At 72.4% G+C, this 17,591-nt stretch carries 17 protein-coding genes; 13 read left to right on the top strand and 4 right to left on the bottom strand.

Annotated features, from left to right (window positions below):
• The first annotated feature begins 103 nt into the window (after positions 1–103).
• A complete protein-coding gene (dnaE, locus tag H297_RS0108770; RefSeq protein ID WP_027736727.1) occupies positions 104–3,646 on the top strand; it encodes a DNA polymerase III subunit alpha in 3,543 nt (1,180 codons plus the stop codon).
• A gap of 9 nt (positions 3,647–3,655) precedes the next feature.
• Here the strand turns inward: dnaE and H297_RS43670 are convergent, their stop codons facing one another.
• The gene (locus tag H297_RS43670) at positions 3,656–3,808 is read right to left on the bottom strand and encodes a hypothetical protein (protein ID WP_199787168.1); all 153 of its coding nucleotides are present in this window, start codon (positions 3,806–3,808) and stop codon (positions 3,656–3,658) included.
• Between the two features lie 266 nt (positions 3,809–4,074).
• Between H297_RS43670 and H297_RS0108760 the strand changes: the two genes are divergently transcribed.
• From H297_RS0108760 to H297_RS35370, 4 genes are all read left to right on the top strand, one after another.
• Complete coding sequence (locus H297_RS0108760) at positions 4,075–5,388, top strand: NYN domain-containing protein (protein WP_027736726.1); 1,314 nt, start codon at positions 4,075–4,077, stop codon at positions 5,386–5,388.
• A 125-nt stretch (positions 5,389–5,513) separates the two neighbouring features.
• Positions 5,514–6,551, top strand: coding sequence for an ABC transporter ATP-binding protein (locus tag H297_RS0108755; protein WP_027736725.1), 1,038 nt, complete (start codon positions 5,514–5,516; stop codon positions 6,549–6,551).
• A gap of 154 nt (positions 6,552–6,705) precedes the next feature.
• Positions 6,706–7,590 (top strand): ABC transporter permease, encoded by an 885-nt coding sequence (locus tag H297_RS35375; protein WP_064744798.1) that lies wholly within the window; start codon positions 6,706–6,708, stop codon positions 7,588–7,590.
• Positions 7,591–7,697: 107 nt separating this feature from the next.
• Complete coding sequence (locus tag H297_RS35370) at positions 7,698–8,357, top strand: hypothetical protein (RefSeq protein ID WP_037793371.1); 660 nt, start codon at positions 7,698–7,700, stop codon at positions 8,355–8,357.
• A 16-nt stretch (positions 8,358–8,373) separates the two neighbouring features.
• Here the strand turns inward: H297_RS35370 and ybaK are convergent, their stop codons facing one another.
• The 3 genes from ybaK to H297_RS0108730 form a co-directional block, all read right to left on the bottom strand.
• Positions 8,374–8,871, bottom strand: a complete 498-nt coding sequence (gene ybaK / locus H297_RS0108740; RefSeq protein WP_027736723.1) for a Cys-tRNA(Pro) deacylase — start codon at positions 8,869–8,871, stop codon at positions 8,374–8,376.
• Between the two features lie 22 nt (positions 8,872–8,893).
• Positions 8,894–9,709 (bottom strand): LON peptidase substrate-binding domain-containing protein, encoded by an 816-nt coding sequence (locus tag H297_RS0108735; RefSeq protein ID WP_027736722.1) that lies wholly within the window; start codon positions 9,707–9,709, stop codon positions 8,894–8,896.
• Positions 9,710–9,811: 102 nt separating this feature from the next.
• Complete coding sequence (locus H297_RS0108730; protein WP_027736721.1) at positions 9,812–11,470, bottom strand: hypothetical protein; 1,659 nt, start codon at positions 11,468–11,470, stop codon at positions 9,812–9,814.
• A 180-nt stretch (positions 11,471–11,650) separates the two neighbouring features.
• On the opposite strand from H297_RS0108730, the gene hisD reads away from it, so the two are divergent.
• From hisD to hisF, 8 genes are all read left to right on the top strand, one after another.
• Entirely contained in the window at positions 11,651–12,994 is a 1,344-nt protein-coding gene (hisD, locus tag H297_RS0108725; RefSeq protein WP_027736720.1) for a histidinol dehydrogenase, read from the top strand.
• A complete protein-coding gene (locus H297_RS0108720) occupies positions 12,991–14,136 on the top strand; it encodes a histidinol-phosphate transaminase (RefSeq protein ID WP_027736719.1) in 1,146 nt (381 codons plus the stop codon). The genes hisD and H297_RS0108720 overlap by 4 nt, the downstream gene beginning before the upstream one ends.
• Positions 14,133–14,723 (top strand): imidazoleglycerol-phosphate dehydratase HisB, encoded by a 591-nt coding sequence (hisB, locus tag H297_RS0108715; protein ID WP_027736718.1) that lies wholly within the window; start codon positions 14,133–14,135, stop codon positions 14,721–14,723. Before H297_RS0108720 ends, hisB begins: the two co-directional genes overlap by 4 nt.
• 88 nt (positions 14,724–14,811) lie before the next feature.
• The gene (locus H297_RS43665) at positions 14,812–14,976 is read left to right on the top strand and encodes a hypothetical protein (protein ID WP_027736717.1); all 165 of its coding nucleotides are present in this window, start codon (positions 14,812–14,814) and stop codon (positions 14,974–14,976) included.
• Entirely contained in the window at positions 14,976–15,626 is a 651-nt protein-coding gene (hisH, locus tag H297_RS0108705; RefSeq protein ID WP_027736716.1) for an imidazole glycerol phosphate synthase subunit HisH, read from the top strand. Before H297_RS43665 ends, hisH begins: the two co-directional genes overlap by 1 nt.
• 53 nt (positions 15,627–15,679) lie before the next feature.
• Positions 15,680–16,408 (top strand): bifunctional 1-(5-phosphoribosyl)-5-((5-phosphoribosylamino)methylideneamino)imidazole-4-carboxamide isomerase/phosphoribosylanthranilate isomerase PriA, encoded by a 729-nt coding sequence (priA, locus tag H297_RS0108700; protein ID WP_027736715.1) that lies wholly within the window; start codon positions 15,680–15,682, stop codon positions 16,406–16,408.
• Positions 16,405–16,827: a RidA family protein gene (locus tag H297_RS0108695; protein ID WP_027736714.1), complete on the top strand. Its 423-nt coding sequence runs from the start codon at positions 16,405–16,407 to the stop codon at positions 16,825–16,827. The genes priA and H297_RS0108695 overlap by 4 nt, the downstream gene beginning before the upstream one ends.
• Positions 16,824–17,582, top strand: coding sequence for an imidazole glycerol phosphate synthase subunit HisF (gene hisF, locus H297_RS0108690; RefSeq protein WP_027736713.1), 759 nt, complete (start codon positions 16,824–16,826; stop codon positions 17,580–17,582). Before H297_RS0108695 ends, hisF begins: the two co-directional genes overlap by 4 nt.
• Positions 17,583–17,591: the final 9 nt, after the last annotated feature.

The following is a 17,591-nucleotide window of genomic DNA, read 5'->3' as shown; positions in this document are numbered from 1 at the left end:
CACCCAAGACGGGAGGGCCGGGTGGTTCTCGGCGGGCTGTCGGTGGTGGGCCGTAGACTTCGTGGCCGCCCCTGAAGATCCGCGCCCGGAGGTGGCCTTCGCCGTGAGTGAGCAGCCCTTCACGCATCTGCACGTGCACACGCAGTACTCGCTCCTGGACGGCGCGGCCCGCCTCAAGGACATGTTCGCTGCCTGCAACGAGATGGGCATGTCGCACATCGCGATGACCGACCACGGCAATCTGCACGGGGCCTACGACTTCTTCCACTCCGCAAAGGACGCCGGGGTCACGCCGATCATCGGCATCGAGGCCTACCTGGCTCCCGACCACCGCAGGAACGCCCGCCCGGTCAAGTGGGGCACCCCCCACCAGAAGCGGGACGACGTCTCCGGCAACGGCGCCTACACCCACATGACGATGTGGGCGCGGAACGCGACGGGTCTGCACAACCTCTTCCGCGCCCAGTCCCGCGCCAGCCTGGAGGGCTTCTTCCGCAAGCCCCGGATGGACCGCGAGCTGCTGGCCGAGTACGCCGACGGGCTGCTGGCGACCACCGGCTGCCCCTCGGGAGAGGTGAGCACCAAGATCCGGCTCGGCATGGAGGACGAGGCCCTCAAGGCCGCCGGGGAGTATCAGGACATCTTCGGCAAGGAGAACTTCTTCGTCGAGCTGATGGACCACGGCATCGACATCGACAAGCGTGCCCGCGACGGTCTGGAGCGCATCGCCAAGAAGATCGACGCCCCCTTCATCGTCACCAACGACTCGCACTACACCTACGAGCGCGAGTCGGCGGCGCACGACACCCTGCTGTGCATCCAGACGGGCAGCAACCTCTCCGACCCGGACCGCTTCAGCTTCGACGGCGCCGGCTACTACCTCAAGTCCGCCGACGAGATGTACGGCATCGACTCCTCGGACGCCTGGCAGTCCGGCTGCCGCAACACCCAGCTCCTGGTCGCCGAGCGCATCGAGACCGAGGGCATGTTCGAGCCGAAGAACCTGATGCCGAAGTTCGACGTGCCCGAGGGGTACGACGAGATCTCCTGGTTCAAGGAGGAGGTGCGGCGCGGCATGGGCCGCCGCTATCCGGACGGCGTCCCGCAGGACCGCCAGGAGCTGGCGGACTACGAGATGAAGGTCATCATCGACATGGGCTTCCCGGGGTACTTCCTCGTGGTCGCCGACTTCATCAACTGGGCCAAGGACAACGGCATCGCGGTCGGCCCGGGCCGCGGATCGGCGGCGGGCTCGATCGTCTCGTACGCCATGGGCATCACCGACCTCGACCCGGTCACCCACGGGCTGATCTTCGAGCGGTTCCTCAACCCCGAGCGCATCACCATGCCCGACGTCGACATCGACTTCGACGAGCGCCGGCGCGGTGACGTCATCCGGTACGTGACGGAGAAGTACGGCGCCGACAAGGTCGCCATGATCGGCACCTACGGCACCATCAAGGCGAAGGCCGCCATCAAGGACGCCTCCCGCGTGCTCGGTTACCCGTACGCGATGGGCGACCGGATCACCAAGGCGATGCCCGCCGACGTGCTCGGCAAGGGCATCCCGCTGTCCGGCATCACCGACCCCAACCACCCCCGCTACAGCGAGGCGGGCGAGGTGCGGGCGATGTACGAGAACGAGCCGGACGTCAAGAAGGTCATCGACTCGGCCATGGGCATCGAGGGCCTGGTGCGCCAGATGGGCATGCACGCGGCGGGCGTGATCATGTCCAGCGAGCCGGTCATCGACCACGCGCCCATCTTCTCCCCGAAGAACGACGGCACGGTCGTCACCCAGTGGGACTACCCCAGTTGCGAGTCGCTGGGCCTGCTGAAGATGGACTTCCTGGGGCTGCGCAACCTCACCATCATGGACGACGCGGTCAAGATGATCCGCAAGAACAAGGACGTCGACCTCAAGCTGCTCGACCTGCCGCTGGACGACCCGAAGACGTTCGAGCTGCTGTGCCGCGGCGACACGCTGGGCGTCTTCCAGTTCGACGGCGGCCCGATGCGCTCCCTGCTGCGCATGATGAAGCCCGACCACTTCGAGGACATCTCCGCCGTCTCCGCGCTGTACCGCCCGGGCCCGATGGGCATGAACAGCCACATCAACTACGCCCTGCGCAAGAACGGCCAGCAGGAGGTCACCCCGATCCACCCGGAGCTCGAGGAACCCCTCAAGGAGGTCCTCGACATCACCCACGGCCTGATCGTCTACCAGGAGCAGGTGCAGAAGGCCGCCCAGGTGCTCGCCGGCTACTCGCTGGGCCAGGCCGACCTGCTCCGCCGTGCCATGGGCAAGAAGAAGAAGGAGGTTCTCGACAAGGAGTTCGTGAACTTCCAGAAGGGCATGCGGGACAACGGCTACTCCGACGGCGCCATCCAGGCCGTCTGGGACGTGCTGGTGCCCTTCGCCGGCTACGCCTTCAACAAGGCCCACTCCTCCGCCTACGGCCTGGTCACCTACTGGACGGCCTACCTGAAGGCCAACTACCCGGCGGAGTACATGTCGGCGCTGCTCACCTCGGTGCGGGACGACAAGGACAAGTCCGCGGTCTATCTCAACGAGTGCCGCAAGATGGGCATCAAGGTGCTGCCGCCGAACGTGAACGAGTCGGAGGCCAACTTCACCTCGCAGGACGACTCCACCATCGTCTTCGGCCTGACCGCCGTGCGCAACGTGGGTCAGAACGTCGTCGACTCGATCGTCAAGTGCCGCAAGGCCAAGGGCAAGTACAGCTCGTTCCCCGACTTCCTGGACAAGGTCGAGGCCGTCGTCTGCAACAAGCGCACCGTCGAGTCCCTGATCAAGGCCGGCGCCTTCGACGAGATGGGGCACAGCCGCAAGGGGCTCACCGCGCAGTTCGAGCCGATGATCGACAACGTGGTGCAGGTCAAGCGGAAGGAGGCCGAGGGGCAGTTCGACCTCTTCGGCGACCTCGGCGGCGACGCCGCGGACTCCGGACCGGGCTTCGGCCTCGACGTGCAGTTCACCGAGGAGGAGTGGGACAAGACCTACCTGCTCGCCCAGGAGCGCGAGATGCTCGGCCTGTACGTCTCCGACCACCCGCTCTTCGGGCTCGAACACGTCCTCAACGACAAGGCGGACGCCGCCATCGCCCAGCTCACCGGCGGCGACTACTCCGACGGCTCCATCGTCACCATCGGCGGCATCATCTCCGGGCTCCAGCGGAAGATGACCAAGCAGGGCAACGCCTGGGCCATCGCCACCGTGGAGGACCTGGCCGGCTCCATCGACTGCATGTTCTTCCCCGCCACCTACCAGTTGGTGTCGACGCAGCTGGTGGAGGACACCATCGTGTTCGTCAAGGGCCGCCTCGACAAGCGGGAGGACGTGCCGCGGCTGGTCGCCATGGAACTCCAGGTCCCCGACCTCAGCGAGGCGTCCGTGTCCGCGCCGGTCACCATCACGATCCCGACCGTCAAGGTGACCCCGCCGCTGGTGGAGAAGCTCGGGTACGTGCTCACCCAGCACCGGGGCGCCAGCGAGGTGCGGGTCCGCCTGCAAGGGGCGCGCAAGACGACGGTCCTGCGCCTGGACCGGCACCGGGTGACGCCCGACCCCGCCCTGTTCGGTGACCTCAAGGAGCTGCTGGGCCCCTCCTGCCTGGCGGGGTGAGAGTCGCGCTCAGTTGTGGCCGAAGCGCCGTTGCCTCCCCTTGCGGGAGCCGTTCTCCGAGGTGGCCCGCTCGGTGGCGGCGGCGCGCTCGCGCTCCTGCTGCTGCTCGTCGGCCGTGCGGTTCTGACGCCGGGGCTGTTGGCGGTTCTTGTTCTTGGCCATGCTGTGCCTCCACGGGCTCCGGCCGGCGTTCGCCCCGCCGGAGTGCGCGGAGCCCTCGTCCTCAGCGTCACATGCCGGTACAAGTGCCGCATGTCGGGCAGTCGGCGCCACGCCGACGATCGAGGTCCGGCTGATAACCCCGGTACGGTCGGGCAGACTCGAAACAGACCCGAAGGACATGGGGATCGGCCAGCACGCGAAGGCACGGCCAGCACGCGAAGGCAGGGCCTCGGCTGTAGGTCATGACCGAGAGTGGGTGGAACGTCGTGGATCGCTGCGTCGTCCTGGTGGACGCCGGTTACCTGCTGGGTGCCGCCGCCAGCCTGCTGGCCGGAGAGCCGACCCGTTCCCGGATCAGCGTCGACCACACCGGGTTGGCCCAGTCGCTGCGCAGGCAGGCCGAGGCGGACACCCAGTGCTCCCTGCTGCGGATCTACTGGTTCGACGGGGCGCCCGACCGTGTGCCCCAGCCCGAGCACCGCAGGCTGCGGGTCATGCCGCGCGTGACCGTACGCCTGGGCGCCCTCACCCGCAGCGACGGGCGGTGGGCGCAGAAGGGCGTGGACGCCGCCATGCACGCCGAGCTGACGGAGCTGGCCCGCAACCGCGCCTGCTCCGACATCGTGCTCGTCACCGGCGACGGCGATCTGCTGCCCGGCCTGATGTCCGCGAAGGAGCACGGCGTGGCCGTCCATCTGTGGGCGGTCCAGGCGGCGGACGGGGACTACAACCAGTCCGAGGACCTGGTGGCCGAGGCGGACGAGCGGCGGGTCCTGGACCGCAGTTGGATCACACCGGTGGTCCGCGCCAAGGAACTGTCGGGACCCTGCGCACCGCAGCCCGTGCCCCGCCCGGAGATCGCCGCCATTCTGGCCGCGCCCCTGCCGGAGACCGCCAAGAACGGCGACGGCACCGACGCCCGCGACGCCACCGTGCCCCCGCGCCCTGCCGGCCCCTCCGCGCAGCAGGCGGGGCCGGTCGCAGCCCCGAAGGAGGCCGCCGCGCCCGAGCAGCCGGAGGCGGATCCCGCCGGCGCACAGCCGGCGCCCGGCGGCCAGGCGGCGCACCGTACCGAGGGGGTGCCCACGCCCAAGGACCTGGCGGATCTGGGCCGGCACGGGTCCTCCCCTGGGGTGGTGCCGGGACCGCCGGGGGCGACGCTGCGCTGGTCCTCGGACCGCGGCTGGGTGGAGCGGCCCAACGCGGCGGACTCGCCGGAGACGGCGGCGCTGCCGATGCTGGCCCAGCTGACCACCGCCGAGCAGCGCTGGGCGGACCGTGAGGAGGACATCACCGCCGTCAGCGGCGACCCGTACGAGGTCGGCCAGGTGTTCGCCCGGCGATGGATGGAGCGGCTGAACGACGAGGTCCACCTGGGCCGGCTCTCCGGGGAGTACCCGCGCATCCCGCACCGGATCGACGGCGAACTGCTCCGCTACGCCGCCCGCTTCGGCCTGCTGGCGCACAAGGACGACCAGATCGACGAGCACGACCGCTACGCGATCCGTGCCGGCTTCTGGCGCGAGGTGGACGCCCGCACCTCCGCCCCGGCCGAGCACACCCCGGCCACCGGCGACTGACCACGTCAACCGGTGGTTCCCGCCCCCCACCCGGCGACGGGCAGGCCCGGAACGGAGCGGCGGAACCCGGACGCGTACCCTCATAGGTCGTGAGAACGGGCACTCGGCAGGCGGTGGACAGCTCGGTGGCAGGCGCGAGGACGCGTACGCGGACGGGCACCCCTGCTGCGCCTGCCGTGCGGGTCGAGGACCTGGCCAAGACGTACCCGGCGGTGCGGGCCCGCCGCGGCACCCCGGCGGTGTCGGCCGTGCGGGCCACCGACGGTGTCAGTCTCCAGGTGCGGCAGGGCGAGATCTTCGGACTGCTGGGTCCCAACGGCGCCGGCAAGTCCACCCTCGTGCGGCAGCTCACCGGGCTGCTGCGCCCCGATGCGGGGCGCATCGAGGTGCTGGGCCACGATCTGGTCCGCCACCCCGAGCGGGCCGCGCGACTGCTGGCCTACCTGGGGCAGCAGTCCACCGCGCTGGACGAGCTGACCGTCTCCCTCGCTGCCGAGACCACCGCACGGCTGCGCGGGATGAGTCCGGCGCCTGCCCGGGCCGCCCGTGACGCGGTACTGGCCGAGTTGGGCCTGGAGGAGCTCGCGGGCCGGGCGCTGAAGAAGCTCTCCGGCGGACAGCGGCGGCTGGCCTGCGTGGCGGCCGCGCTGGTGGGGGACCGGCCACTGCTCGTACTGGACGAGCCGACCACCGGCATGGACCCGCACGCCCGGCGCGCGGTGTGGGCGGCCGTCGACCGCCGCCGTGCCGAGGGCGGTACGACGGTGCTGCTGGTGACCCACAACGTGATCGAGGCGGAGACGGTGCTCGACCGCGTCGCGGTGCTGGACGGGGGGCGCGTCATCGCCTGCGACACGCCTGGCGGACTCAAGGCGACGGTCGGCGACGAGGTGCGGGTGGAGCTGGTGTGGCGCGAGCGTGCCCCCGTGGAGCTGTCCGACGTCGCCGCGCTCGCCGCCCACGCCACCGTCTCCGGACGCCGCTGGACCCTCCGTCTGCCCCCCGAGCGTGCCCGGGAGGCGGTCGCCCTGGTCACCGGCGGCCCGGCCTTCTCCGCCCTGGACGACTTCCGGCTGGCCACCCCCAGCCTGGAGGACGTGTACGTGGCACTCGGCGGCAACGCCTCCGGGGCCGGCGGCGCCGAGGGGCTGGTGAAGTCGTGACGGCGGCGGCCGGCCCGGTGCTGACATTGTGCGGTGCGGCGGCGCCCCGTGGCACGGTGAGGGGGACCCGCGGTACAGCGCTGGTGACCCGCGGCACAGCAGTGCGGCACACGACGGACCGGCCCGCGGTGCCGGAGGCCAGGAGCGAGCTGGGATGAGGACGACGGCGACCACGGCACACACCCGCGGGGCACCGGAGCTCGCGAGCGCCCACCCCGGCCCCGGGCCGCACGCCGCGGGGGCGGACCCCGTCGACTCCGCGGCGGGGGCAGCCGCCGCCGGGCCCGCACCGCTGGCGCCGGGCGCCAGGCTGTGGCCCGCGCTGGTGGCCGTCTACCGGGCGCAGCTCTCGCGGGCGCGGGTGGCCCGCATCCCGCTGCTGTTCGTGGCGACGTTCCAGTCGCTGGGCATCATGGTGCTGATGCGCGGCGTGGTGGACGGCGGCGCGCAGGCGCGGGCCGTGGTGGCCGGGTCCAGCGTCCTGGTCGTCGCCTTCGTGGCGCTCAACCTGCTCGCCCAGTACTTCGGGACCCTCCGCGCCGACGGCGGGCTCGACCACTACGCGACGCTGCCGGTGCCGGCGGCCTCGGTGGTGCTGGGCGCGGCGGCGGCGTACGCCTCGTTCACAGTGCCGGGGGTGGCGGTGACCGCCGTGGTGGGCAGCCTGCTCTATCAGTTGCCGCTGGGCGGGCTGTGGGTGCTGCTGGCCGTGGTGCCGCTGGCCGGGGCGGCCCTGGCCGGGCTCGGCGCCGCGCTCGGACTGCTCGCGCCGCGCCCGGAACTGGCCACGCTCGCAGGGCAGTTGGGGATGTCGGGGGCGCTGCTGCTGGGCGTGCTGCCGGGCAGCGGCCTGCCGCTGGTGGTGCGGTGGGCGCGGGACCTGCTGCCGTCGACGTACGGCGTGGAGGCCTTCGCACGCACCTTCCAGCCGCACCCCGACTGGGCCGGTGTCGCCGGGGACCTGGGCGTGTGCGCCGCCGTGGGCGTGCTGTCCCTCGCCCTCGCCACCCGCGCCTACCGCTGGGCCGCCACCCGCTGACCCCCTCCCGGCCCCTCCCGGCCCCTCCCGGCCCCTCCCGGCCCCTCCCGGCGCGCGCGGCCAGGGGCGGGGCCGCCCCTGCCGCGCGGGCCTGGCACGATGGCTCCGTGACCGTACCGACGCCCTCCGAGCACGACCCCGACTCCGCGCGCGCCGGCTCCGCGCCCGCCGACCCCGCGGCGCCGCCGCCCCCGCCCGCACCGGGCCCCGGCACCGGCTACGGCGGTGAGGGCGGGCCCCTGGTGCGGCGCGAGCTCCGGGATGCCGCCGTGTGCGCGGTGGTGGTCGTCGTCGCCGGGCTGGCGATGGGGCTGCTGTGGCTGTGGCTGGCCCCGCGCGTGCCCCTGTACAACAACGGCGAGGTCGTGCTGTTCAAGGACCCGGAGGGTGAGGAGGCCATCGGCGCCGAGGGCGTCTTCGCGCTGCTCGGGCTGGCGTTCGGGGTGCTGACGGGCCTGGTCGGCTTCCTGCTGCGCAGGCGCGGCGGCGTCGGCCTCGTCGTCGGGCTCGCGTTCGGCGGGCTGCTGGGCTCCGTACTGGCCTGGCGGGTCGGCGTGTGGTTCGGGCCCGAGACCGATCTGCCCGCGGCGGCCCGGGCCGCCGGCAAGGGCGCCACCTTCGACGCCCCCCTGGAGCTGCACGCCTACGGGGTGCTGCTGGCCTGGCCCGTCGCGGCCATGCTCTGCCACCTGCTGGCCACCGCCTTCTTCGGTCCCCGCGACGAGAGCACCGAGACCGCCCGGCCCGCCGCCCCCGCGCAGTGGTGAGCAGGCGCCGGGCGCCTCATGGGCGGGCGATCGGGGCCGGCACGGCGCCGGTGAGCCGTGCCAGATCCTGCGGGGCCAGCTCGATCTCCAGGCCGCGGCGGCCCGCCGATACGCAGACGGTCGGGTACCGCCCGGCCGAGGCGTCCAGCACCGTGGGCAACCGCTTGCGCTGCCCCAGCGGGGAGATGCCACCGCGGACGTAACCGGTCGCGCGTTCGGCAGCCGCCGGGTCCGCCATGACGGCCCGCTTGCCGCCGAGTGCCGAGGCCAGCGCCTTGAGGTCCAGCGAGCCCGACACCGGCACGACGGCCACCGCCAGGGCGCCGTCGACCTCGGCCACCAGCGTCTTGAAGACCCGCTCGGCGTCCACTCCGAGGGCTTCGGCGGCCTCCTGCCCGTACGAGGCAGCCGCCGGGTCGTGCGCGTAGGCGTGGGTCTCGAAGGTGATCCCCGCCTCGGTGGCCGCCGCGACGGCCGGCGTCGCCGGCCCCTGCCGCCTGCTCTTCTTCGCCACGTGCTCTGCGCCCCCGGCGGTGTCAGTTCTGGCTGGTCGGGTTCCGGGTCAGGTCCGCCGCCGGCAGGGACGGCAGTTTGCCGATGACGGCGGTCTCCCTGCGCAGCAGTTTGAGCTCGTCGGCGAGCCGGGTCGCCGTGTCCGGGGCCTGGAGGAGCCGCTGCTTGGCGGGCGTGTCCAGCACGGTGGCGGCCGCGACGAGGTAGGAGACCACCGACGGGTCGTCGGGCAGATCCTGCTCGGCACCGGCGGCCAGGGTGCGCTCGCGGGCGCTGGCCAACTGCTTCTGGTAGCTGCGGAAGGCGCGCAGGACGCCGGAGGCCAGGGCGCCCGCCTCGTCGCCCTCCTCCTCCGGCAACTCCTCGACCTGACCGGTCAGGTACGGCCCCGAGGCGTCCACCGACAGCAGCTTGAAGCGGGTGGTGCCGGTGGCCAGCACCTCGTACCCGCCGGTGTCGGCGCGGGGATCGGACTCGGTGGCGGCCTCCTCGTCCGCGTCGGCGTCCGCGGGGGTGCCCGTGCCGGACACGCGTTCGCGGATCGTCGAGGCGTCGGCGACGCAGCCCACCGTGTAGAACGACTTGATCGGGTCGGGCCCGAAGCCGGCGGTCGGGTCGGCACCCTGCGGCGGCGCCGCATCGGGCATGCCGACGTCCGCCGGTGCGACCTCGCGGCCGTCCCGGATGGCGACGACGCCGAAGCGGCGCGGCGTGTCCTCGGGCAGCGCGAGGAGGTCACGCATCAGCGCGCGGTACCGCGGCTCGAAGATGTTCAGCGGCAGCACCAGGCCCGGGAACAGCACCGAGTTGAGGGGAAAGAGCGGAAGCGCGGTTGTCACAACGGGTAAGCCTAAAGCCTCCGGCGGCCGATGGGGGCCCTGGTGCGCCGCGCGGCCCTGCACAGGCCCCCGCCACCCCGGCGGCGCCCCGTGACAGGGCGGCTACTGGCGGCGCAGCAGCCGCGTGGCGCCCGCCGCCACCGTCGTGGCCAGCACCCAGCCCGCCAGGATCAGCACCGCGGCGACCCACTGGTAGCCGCCCACCGGGTCCCACGCCGTGTCCTGCCCGAAGGAGATGACGGGCAGCAGCAGATCGAGCGCGTACAGCGCGGCGTTCCAGTGCGGCGCCTCGTCCCCCTTGAGGGCGGGCGGCCGGTGCGCCTCGAACAGCATGGCGCCGGTCAGCCACAGCAGGGCCATCCACAGCGCCGCCTGCGCCGGGCGGTAGCCGTAGGCCACCGTCCAGTCCTGGAGGACCCCCCACAGCTTGCCGGGCAGCGGCAGCGTCTCGCGGCGGCGGCGTTGCTTGGCCAGCAGCACGATCCGCGCGTTGGTGTCCTCACCGCTGTTGCGGTACATCGCCGCGAGCTGCTCGTACGGTTCCGGGGCGTACTCCGCGGTGGCGGCGTTGATCCACTGGAGGCGCTCGCGGACGTTGAAGTGGCCCTCTTTCGGGATGGCGTGCTGGTAGGTGAAGCCCGCCATCCACAGCCGGTGGTCCTGCGGCCAGCTGGAGGCGCGGTCCATCAGCTTCTCCACACCCGCCCCCGACAGCACCACCAGGCCGCGCTCGGGAAGCTGCGGGGTGAAGGTCAGCTCGGGCGTGCTGATGCGCCGCAGCGACAGCTCCTGGTCCCGCTGCATCTCCAGCCTGGCGTTCTCGATCACCAGGGAGGAGCCGAACCGCCCGTCGTCCAGCACCATGCCGCCGGTGCACTCGAAGTGCCGGGTGCGCTGGGCGCCCCGGCCCGTCCGCACGAAGCCGGGATCGAGCGGGCGGGTGCCGGTCTGGGCGGCGAAGGCGTAGCGGGTGCCCGTGGGCGGGGTGGCCCCGTACAGCTGCGCCGTGTTGCCGCGGCCGGCGTCGGCGAAGCTGGCCACCTGCTCGACGGTCATCTGCGGGGCGTACAGGGCGACCCGGCCGCGCGGGTTGCGCAGCGCGGAGCCGAACATGTGCAGGGAGCTGCCGACGGTGGCGCCGCGCAGGCTGACCTGCCCGTCGGTGATCAGCAGGCTGGCCTGGAGCTCCTGGGAGACGGTGACGCCGTCGGCGGCGACGGCGCGGGTGCGGCGGCCGCTGCCGATGGTGGCCTCGTTCAGCAGCAGGTCGGTGCCGATGGTGGCGTCGGTCAGCTTGACGCCCTCCGGGATGCTGCACCGGGGCAGATGCAGGTCACCCTCCGTCGTCAGCCGCGCCGCGTCGAACCGGGGCAGGTAGCAGTCGACGAAGCGCACCGTGTGGACCCGGGCCTCCGGCATCCGCACCTCGTCCTCGAAACGGCAGTGCCGCAGCTCGAAGTACGGTTCCACGACGCCGCCCGACAGGTCCAGGCAGCCGGTGACGTGCGCCCCGATCAGATGGAGGGAGGCCACCCGGCCCAGCAGCGGCGGCGGCCCGTGGAGCAGCAGCAGAGCGATCACCCGGGCCCGCACGGTGCGTTCGGGGCCCCAGGGGTGGTCGCCGTTGGGGTCGTCCAGTTCCGGTTCGCCGCAGCGCAGGTCGTGCTCGGTACCGTTGCGGAAGGCCTGCCACAGCCCCCACTCCGCGGTCGTCAACCGCAGCCCCGACGGCGGCTCGCCGGAGTCCGCTGGCTCGCTCACGTCTTCCCCCTCACTCACCGTGGTCACATCATCGGATGCGGTGGTCGTACCGCTCCCTTTCCCGCTCTGTGACGGGATGAACGCGCGAGGCGACGCGCGTCGGGTGAAACGGAATGTGACCTGTATCAGCCTCTGATACGGACGACAGGTGCCTGCCGCGGGTCTGAGAGACTTGAGAGTGTGATCTCCCGAATCGATCTGCGTGGTTCCTCGGCCGCCGCCCCCGGTGCGGGCCCGGCGACCGGAACCATCGACCGTGACCTGCTGCCCCGTGCCGAGCTCGACGTCGAGACCGCCCTGCACAAGGTGCGGCCCATCTGCGACGACGTACGGCATCGTGGCGCGGCGGCGGTGATCGAGTACACGGAGAAGTTCGACGGCGTCCGCCTGGAGCGGCTCCGGGTACCTGCCGAGGCGCTGGCCGAGGCCCTTCAGGAGCTGGATCCGGCCGTCCGCGCGGCGCTGGAGGAGTCCATCCGCCGCGCCCGCATCGTCCACCGCGACCAGCGGCGTACGGACTCCACCGTGCAGGTCGTCCCCGGCGGCACCGTCACCGAACGGTGGGTGCCGGTCGAGCGCGTGGGCCTGTACGTGCCCGGCGGCCGTGCCGTCTACCCGTCGTCCGTGGTGATGAACGTGGTGCCCGCGCAGGAGGCCGGCGTCGGCTCGCTGGCCGTCGCCTCGCCCGCCCAGAAGGAGTTCGGCGGGCTGCCGCACCCCACCATCCTGGCCGCCTGCGCGCTGCTGGGCGTGGAGGAGGTGTACGCGACGGGCGGTGCCCAGGCCGTGGCCATGTTCGCCTACGGCACCGAGGAGTGCGCCCCCGTCCAACTGGTCACCGGCCCCGGCAACATCTACGTGGCCGCCGCCAAGCGGCTGCTCAAGGGCGTCATCGGCATCGACTCCGAGGCCGGCCCCACCGAGATCGCCATCCTTGCCGACGACACGGCCGAGCCCGCCCACGTCGCCGCCGACCTGATCAGCCAGGCCGAGCACGATGTGGTGGCAGCCGCCGTGCTCGTCACCCCCTCCGAGGCGCTGGCCGAGGCCGTGGAGGCCGAGCTGAAGACCCAGGTCCCGGCCACCCGGCACAGCGAGCGGATCACCGAGGCGCTGGCCGGGCGGCAGTCGGGCATCGTCCTGGTGGACTCCCTCGACCACGGTCTCGCCGTCGTCGACGCCTACGCCGCCGAGCACCTGGAGATCCAGACCGCCGACGCCGCGGCCCGCGCGGCCCGGGTGGTCAACGCCGGTGCGGTCTTCGTCGGCCCGTGGGCGCCCGTCTCGCTGGGCGACTACGCCGCCGGCTCCAACCACGTCCTGCCCACCGGCGGCTGCGCCTGCCACTCCTCGGGCCTGTCGGTCCAGTCCTTCCTGCGCGGAATCCACGTCGTGGACTACTCCCGGGACGCGCTGGCGGAGATCACGCCGCACGTCGTCGCGCTGGCGGAGGCCGAGGACCTGCCCGCGCACGGTGCGGCCCTCAAGGCACGGTTCGAGTGGAAGGTCCCGAAGATCTCGTGAGCTCCGTTTCCGGTGTCGACGCCCTGCCCATCCGCGACGAGCTGCGCGGCAAGTCCGCCTACGGTGCGCCCCAGCTCGACGTGCCCGTACGGCTGAACACCAACGAGAACCCCTACCCGCTCCCCGACGAGCTGGTCGCCCGCATCGCCGAGCGCGTCACCGAGGCCGCCCGCGAGCTGAACCGCTACCCCGACCGGGACGCGGTCGAGCTGCGCACCCGGCTCGCCGAGTACCTCTCGCGCACGGCGGGTCACCCCGTCGCGCGGGAACAGGTGTGGGCGGCCAACGGCTCCAACGAGGTGCTCCAGCAGCTCCTCCAGGCGTTCGGCGGTCCGGGCAGGGTCGCGCTGGGCTTCGAGCCGTCGTACTCGATGCACGCGCTGATCTCCCGGGGCACCGGCACCGGCTGGATCTCCGGGCCGCGCAACGACGACTTCACCATCGACACCGAGGCCGCCGTCGCCGCCATCGCCGCGCACCGGCCCGACGTGGTGTTCATCTGCTCGCCCAACAACCCGACCGGCACCGCCGTCGACGAGGAGACGGTGCTCGCGCTGTACGAGGCGGCCCAGGCGGCCCGGCCCGAGCACGGGGCGCTGGTGGTGGTGGACGAGGCCTACGGCGAGTTCTCGCACCACCCCTCGCTGCTGCCGCTGATCGCGGGCCGCCCCACGCTGGTGCTCTCGCGCACCATGTCCAAGGCGTTCGGCGCCGCGGGCCTGCGGCTCGGCTACCTCGCCGGCGACCCGGCCGTGGTGGACGCGGTGCAACTGGTACGGCTGCCGTACCACTTGTCGGCCGTCACCCAGGCCACGGCGCTGGCGGCGTTGGAGCACACCGACACCCTGCTCGGCTACGTCGAGCAGTTGAAGAGCGAACGCGACCGACTGGTGCGTGAACTGCGGGCCGCGGGGCTGGCGGTCACCGAGTCGGACGCCAACTTCGTGCAGTTCGGCCGCTTCGACGGGGCGGCCGGCTCCCACGCGGTGTGGGAGGCGCTGCTGGCGCACGGCGTGCTGGTCCGGGACAACGGGGTGCCCGGCTGGCTGCGGGTCTCGGCGGGGACGCCGGAGGAGAACGACGCCTTCCTCGACGCGGTGCGAGCCGTGACGAAGGAGCTGAAGGAGAAGAGCGAGGCATGACGCGCAAGGGCCGCGTGGAGCGCACCACCAAGGAGACGTCCGTCGTCGTCGAGATCGACCTCGACGGCACCGGCAAGGTCGATGTCTCCACGGGGGTCGGCTTCTACGACCACATGCTCGACCAGCTCGGCCGCCACGGCCTGTTCGACCTGACGGTCAAGACCGACGGCGACCTGCACATCGACAGCCACCACACCATCGAGGACACCTCGCTGGCCCTGGGTGCCGCCTTCAAGCAGGCGCTCGGCGACAAGCGCGGCATCGTACGGTTCGCCGACGCCTCGGTGCCGCTGGACGAGTCGCTCGCCCAGGTGACCGTCGACCTGTCGGGCCGCCCCTACCTGGTGCACACCGAGCCCGAGGGCATCGCCCCGATGATCGGCAGCTACGACACGACGATGACCCGGCACATCCTGGAGTCCTTCGTCGCCCAGGCGCAGGTCGCGCTGCACGTCCACGTCCCCTACGGGCGCAACGCGCACCACATCGTCGAGTGCCAGTTCAAGGCGCTGGCCCGCGCCCTGCGCTACGCCAGCGAGATCGACCCGCGGCAGACGGGGATCCCCTCGACGAAGGGGGCGCTGTGAGCGACGCGTGCGCGGCTGCCGGGTGGCGCCTGGGTACGAGGGCCGCGGGGTGCCGCGCGGGCGGGGAAGCGAACGGAGAAGGGGCGCTGTGACAGGGCTCGCTGCGCTTCTCATCTTCGTCGGGCTCTTCCTGGCGGGTGGGGCGATCTCCTTCTGGAAGCAGAAGCTGCCCAAGGGCGTGGTCGGACTGCTCGCCGGGGCGTCCGTCCTCGCGCTGCTCGCCGGAATCCTGCGACTGGACTGGTGGTCGTGATGAGTGATCCGAAGAACGTGGTGGTCTTCGACTACGGTTTCGGCAACGTGCGCTCCGCCGAGCGCGCGGTGGAGCGGGCCGGTGCCCGGGTCGAGATCACCCGTGACTACGACAAGGCCATGAACGCCGACGGCCTTCTGGTGCCCGGCGTCGGCGCGTTCGCCGCCTGCATGGAGGGGCTGCGCGAGGCGCGTGGCCACTGGGTCATCGGGCGGCGGCTGGCCGGCGCCCGGCCCGTGCTGGGGATCTGCGTCGGCATGCAGATCCTCTTCTCCCGCGGCATCGAGCACGGCGAGGAGGCGGAGGGCATGGACGAGTGGCCCGGCACGGTCGGCCCGCTGGCCACCGATGCCGAGCACCCCGTGCCGCACATGGGCTGGAACACCGTGACCGCCCCCGCCGACTCCCGGCTGTTCGCGGGCCTGCCGGCCGACGAGCGGTACTACTTCGTGCACTCCTACGCCGTGCACGACTGGGAGCTGGAGACGGCCAACCCTGCCCTCAAGCCGCCGCGGGTGAGCTGGACGAGCCACGGCAGCCGGTTCGTCTCCGCCGTGGAGAACGGGCCGCTGTGGGCCACCCAGTTCCACCCCGAGAAGTCCGGCGACGCCGGAGCCCAGTTGCTGCGCAACTGGATCGAAGCCCTGTGAACAGGCTGACGCCCCCCTCCGTCAGCCCCGAGAGCCCCGAGAGCGAGAGCGCCGTGAGCAACCGGCTTGAGCTTCTGCCCGCCGTCGACGTCCGGGACGGTCAGGCCGTCCGCCTCGTGCACGGCGAGTCCGGTTCCGAGACCTCCTACGGTGACCCGCTGGAGGCCGCTTTGGCCTGGCAGCGGTCCGGTGCCGAGTGGCTCCACCTGGTCGACCTGGACGCCGCGTTCGGCACCGGCGACAACCGCAGGCAGATCACCGAGGTCGCCCGCGCGATGGACATCCACGTCGAGCTGTCCGGCGGCATCCGTGACGACGCCTCCCTGCAGGCGGCGCTGGCCACCGGCTGCCGCCGCGTCAACCTGGGCACCGCCGCGCTGGAGAGCCCCGAGTGGGTCGCCAAGGTCATCGCCGAGCACGGCGACCGGATCGCCGTCGGCCTCGACGTGCGGGGCACCACGCTGCGCGGCCGCGGCTGGACCCGCGACGGCGGCGACCTCTACGAGACGCTGGCCCGCCTGGACGCCGAGGGGTGCGCCCGGTACGTCGTCACCGACATCGCCAAGGACGGCACCCTCAAGGGCCCGAACCTGCAGCTGCTGCGGAACGTGTGCGCCCGTACCGACCGGCCCGTCGTCGCCAGCGGTGGCGTGTCCTGCCTCGACGATCTGCGGGGGCTGGCCGGTCTGGTGCCGGAAGGTGTCGAGGGCGCCATCGTGGGAAAGGCGCTCTACGCCAAGGCGTTCACCCTGGAAGAGGCGTTGGAGGCGGTCGCCCGATGACCGGAATACACCGTGTGGCCTCCGGAGGCCCCTGGGAGGAGCGTTTCGGGTACTCCCGCGCCGTGCAACTGCCGGACGGGCTGGTGCTGGTGTCGGGCTGCACCTCGGTGGTCGACGGGGTGATCGCCGAGGGCGGCCCCTACGAACAGACCATCAACGCCTTCACCGTGGCCCTCGAAGCGCTCAAGAGTCTGGGCCTGGGCGCCGCCGACGTGGTGCGGACCCGCATGTACCTCACGCACTCGCGCGACGTGGACGAGGCCGGGCGCGCCCACAAGGAGCTGTTCGGCGAGGTCCGCCCCGCCGCCTCGATGCTCATCGTCTCCGGCTTCGTCGACCCGAGCCTCGTGGTCGAGGTGGAGGTGGAGGCGTACCGGGCGCAGCCCGACCCCGCAGCAGAAGGAGCACCCCAGGCATGAGCCTCGCCGTCCGAGTCATCCCCTGTCTGGACGTGGACGCCGGACGGGTCGTCAAGGGCGTCAACTTCCAGAACCTGCGCGACGCCGGCGATCCCGTGGAGATGGCCAAGGTCTACGACGCGGAGGGCGCCGACGAGTTGACCTTCCTGGACATCACCGCCTCCTCGGCCGCCCGCGAGACCACCTACGAGGTGGTACGGCGCACCGCCGAGCAGGTCTTCATCCCGCTGACTGTCGGCGGTGGTGTCCGCACCCCCGAGGACGTGGACAAGCTGCTGCGGGCCGGCGCCGACAAGGTGGGCGTCAACACCGCGGCCATCGCCCGCCCGGAGCTCATCCGCGAGATCGCCGAACGGTTCGGGCGGCAGGTGCTGGTGCTCTCCGTCGACGCGCGGCGCCGCGCCGAGGGCACCGGGTTCGAGGTCACCACCCACGGCGGGCGGCGCGGTACCGGCCTCGACGCCGTCGAGTGGGCGCACCGCGCAGCCGAGCTGGGCGCCGGCGAGATCCTGCTCAACTCCATGGACGCCGACGGCACCAAGGACGGCTACGACACGGAGATGATCTCCGCGGTCCGCAAGCACGTCACCGTTCCCGTCATCGCCTCCGGCGGTGCCGGGCGCCTCGGCCACTTCCCGCCCGCCGTCGGTGCGGGCGCCGACGCCGTACTGGCCGCCTCCGTCTTCCACTTCGGCGATCTGCGCATCGGCGAGGTGAAGCAGACGCTGCGCGGGGCGGGCTGCCCGGTGCGCTGAGGGTCCCGC

The sequence above is a fragment of the Streptomyces sp. CNT360 genome, assembly GCF_000424785.1.
This window is presented reverse-complemented; position numbering and strand designations above follow the sequence as displayed.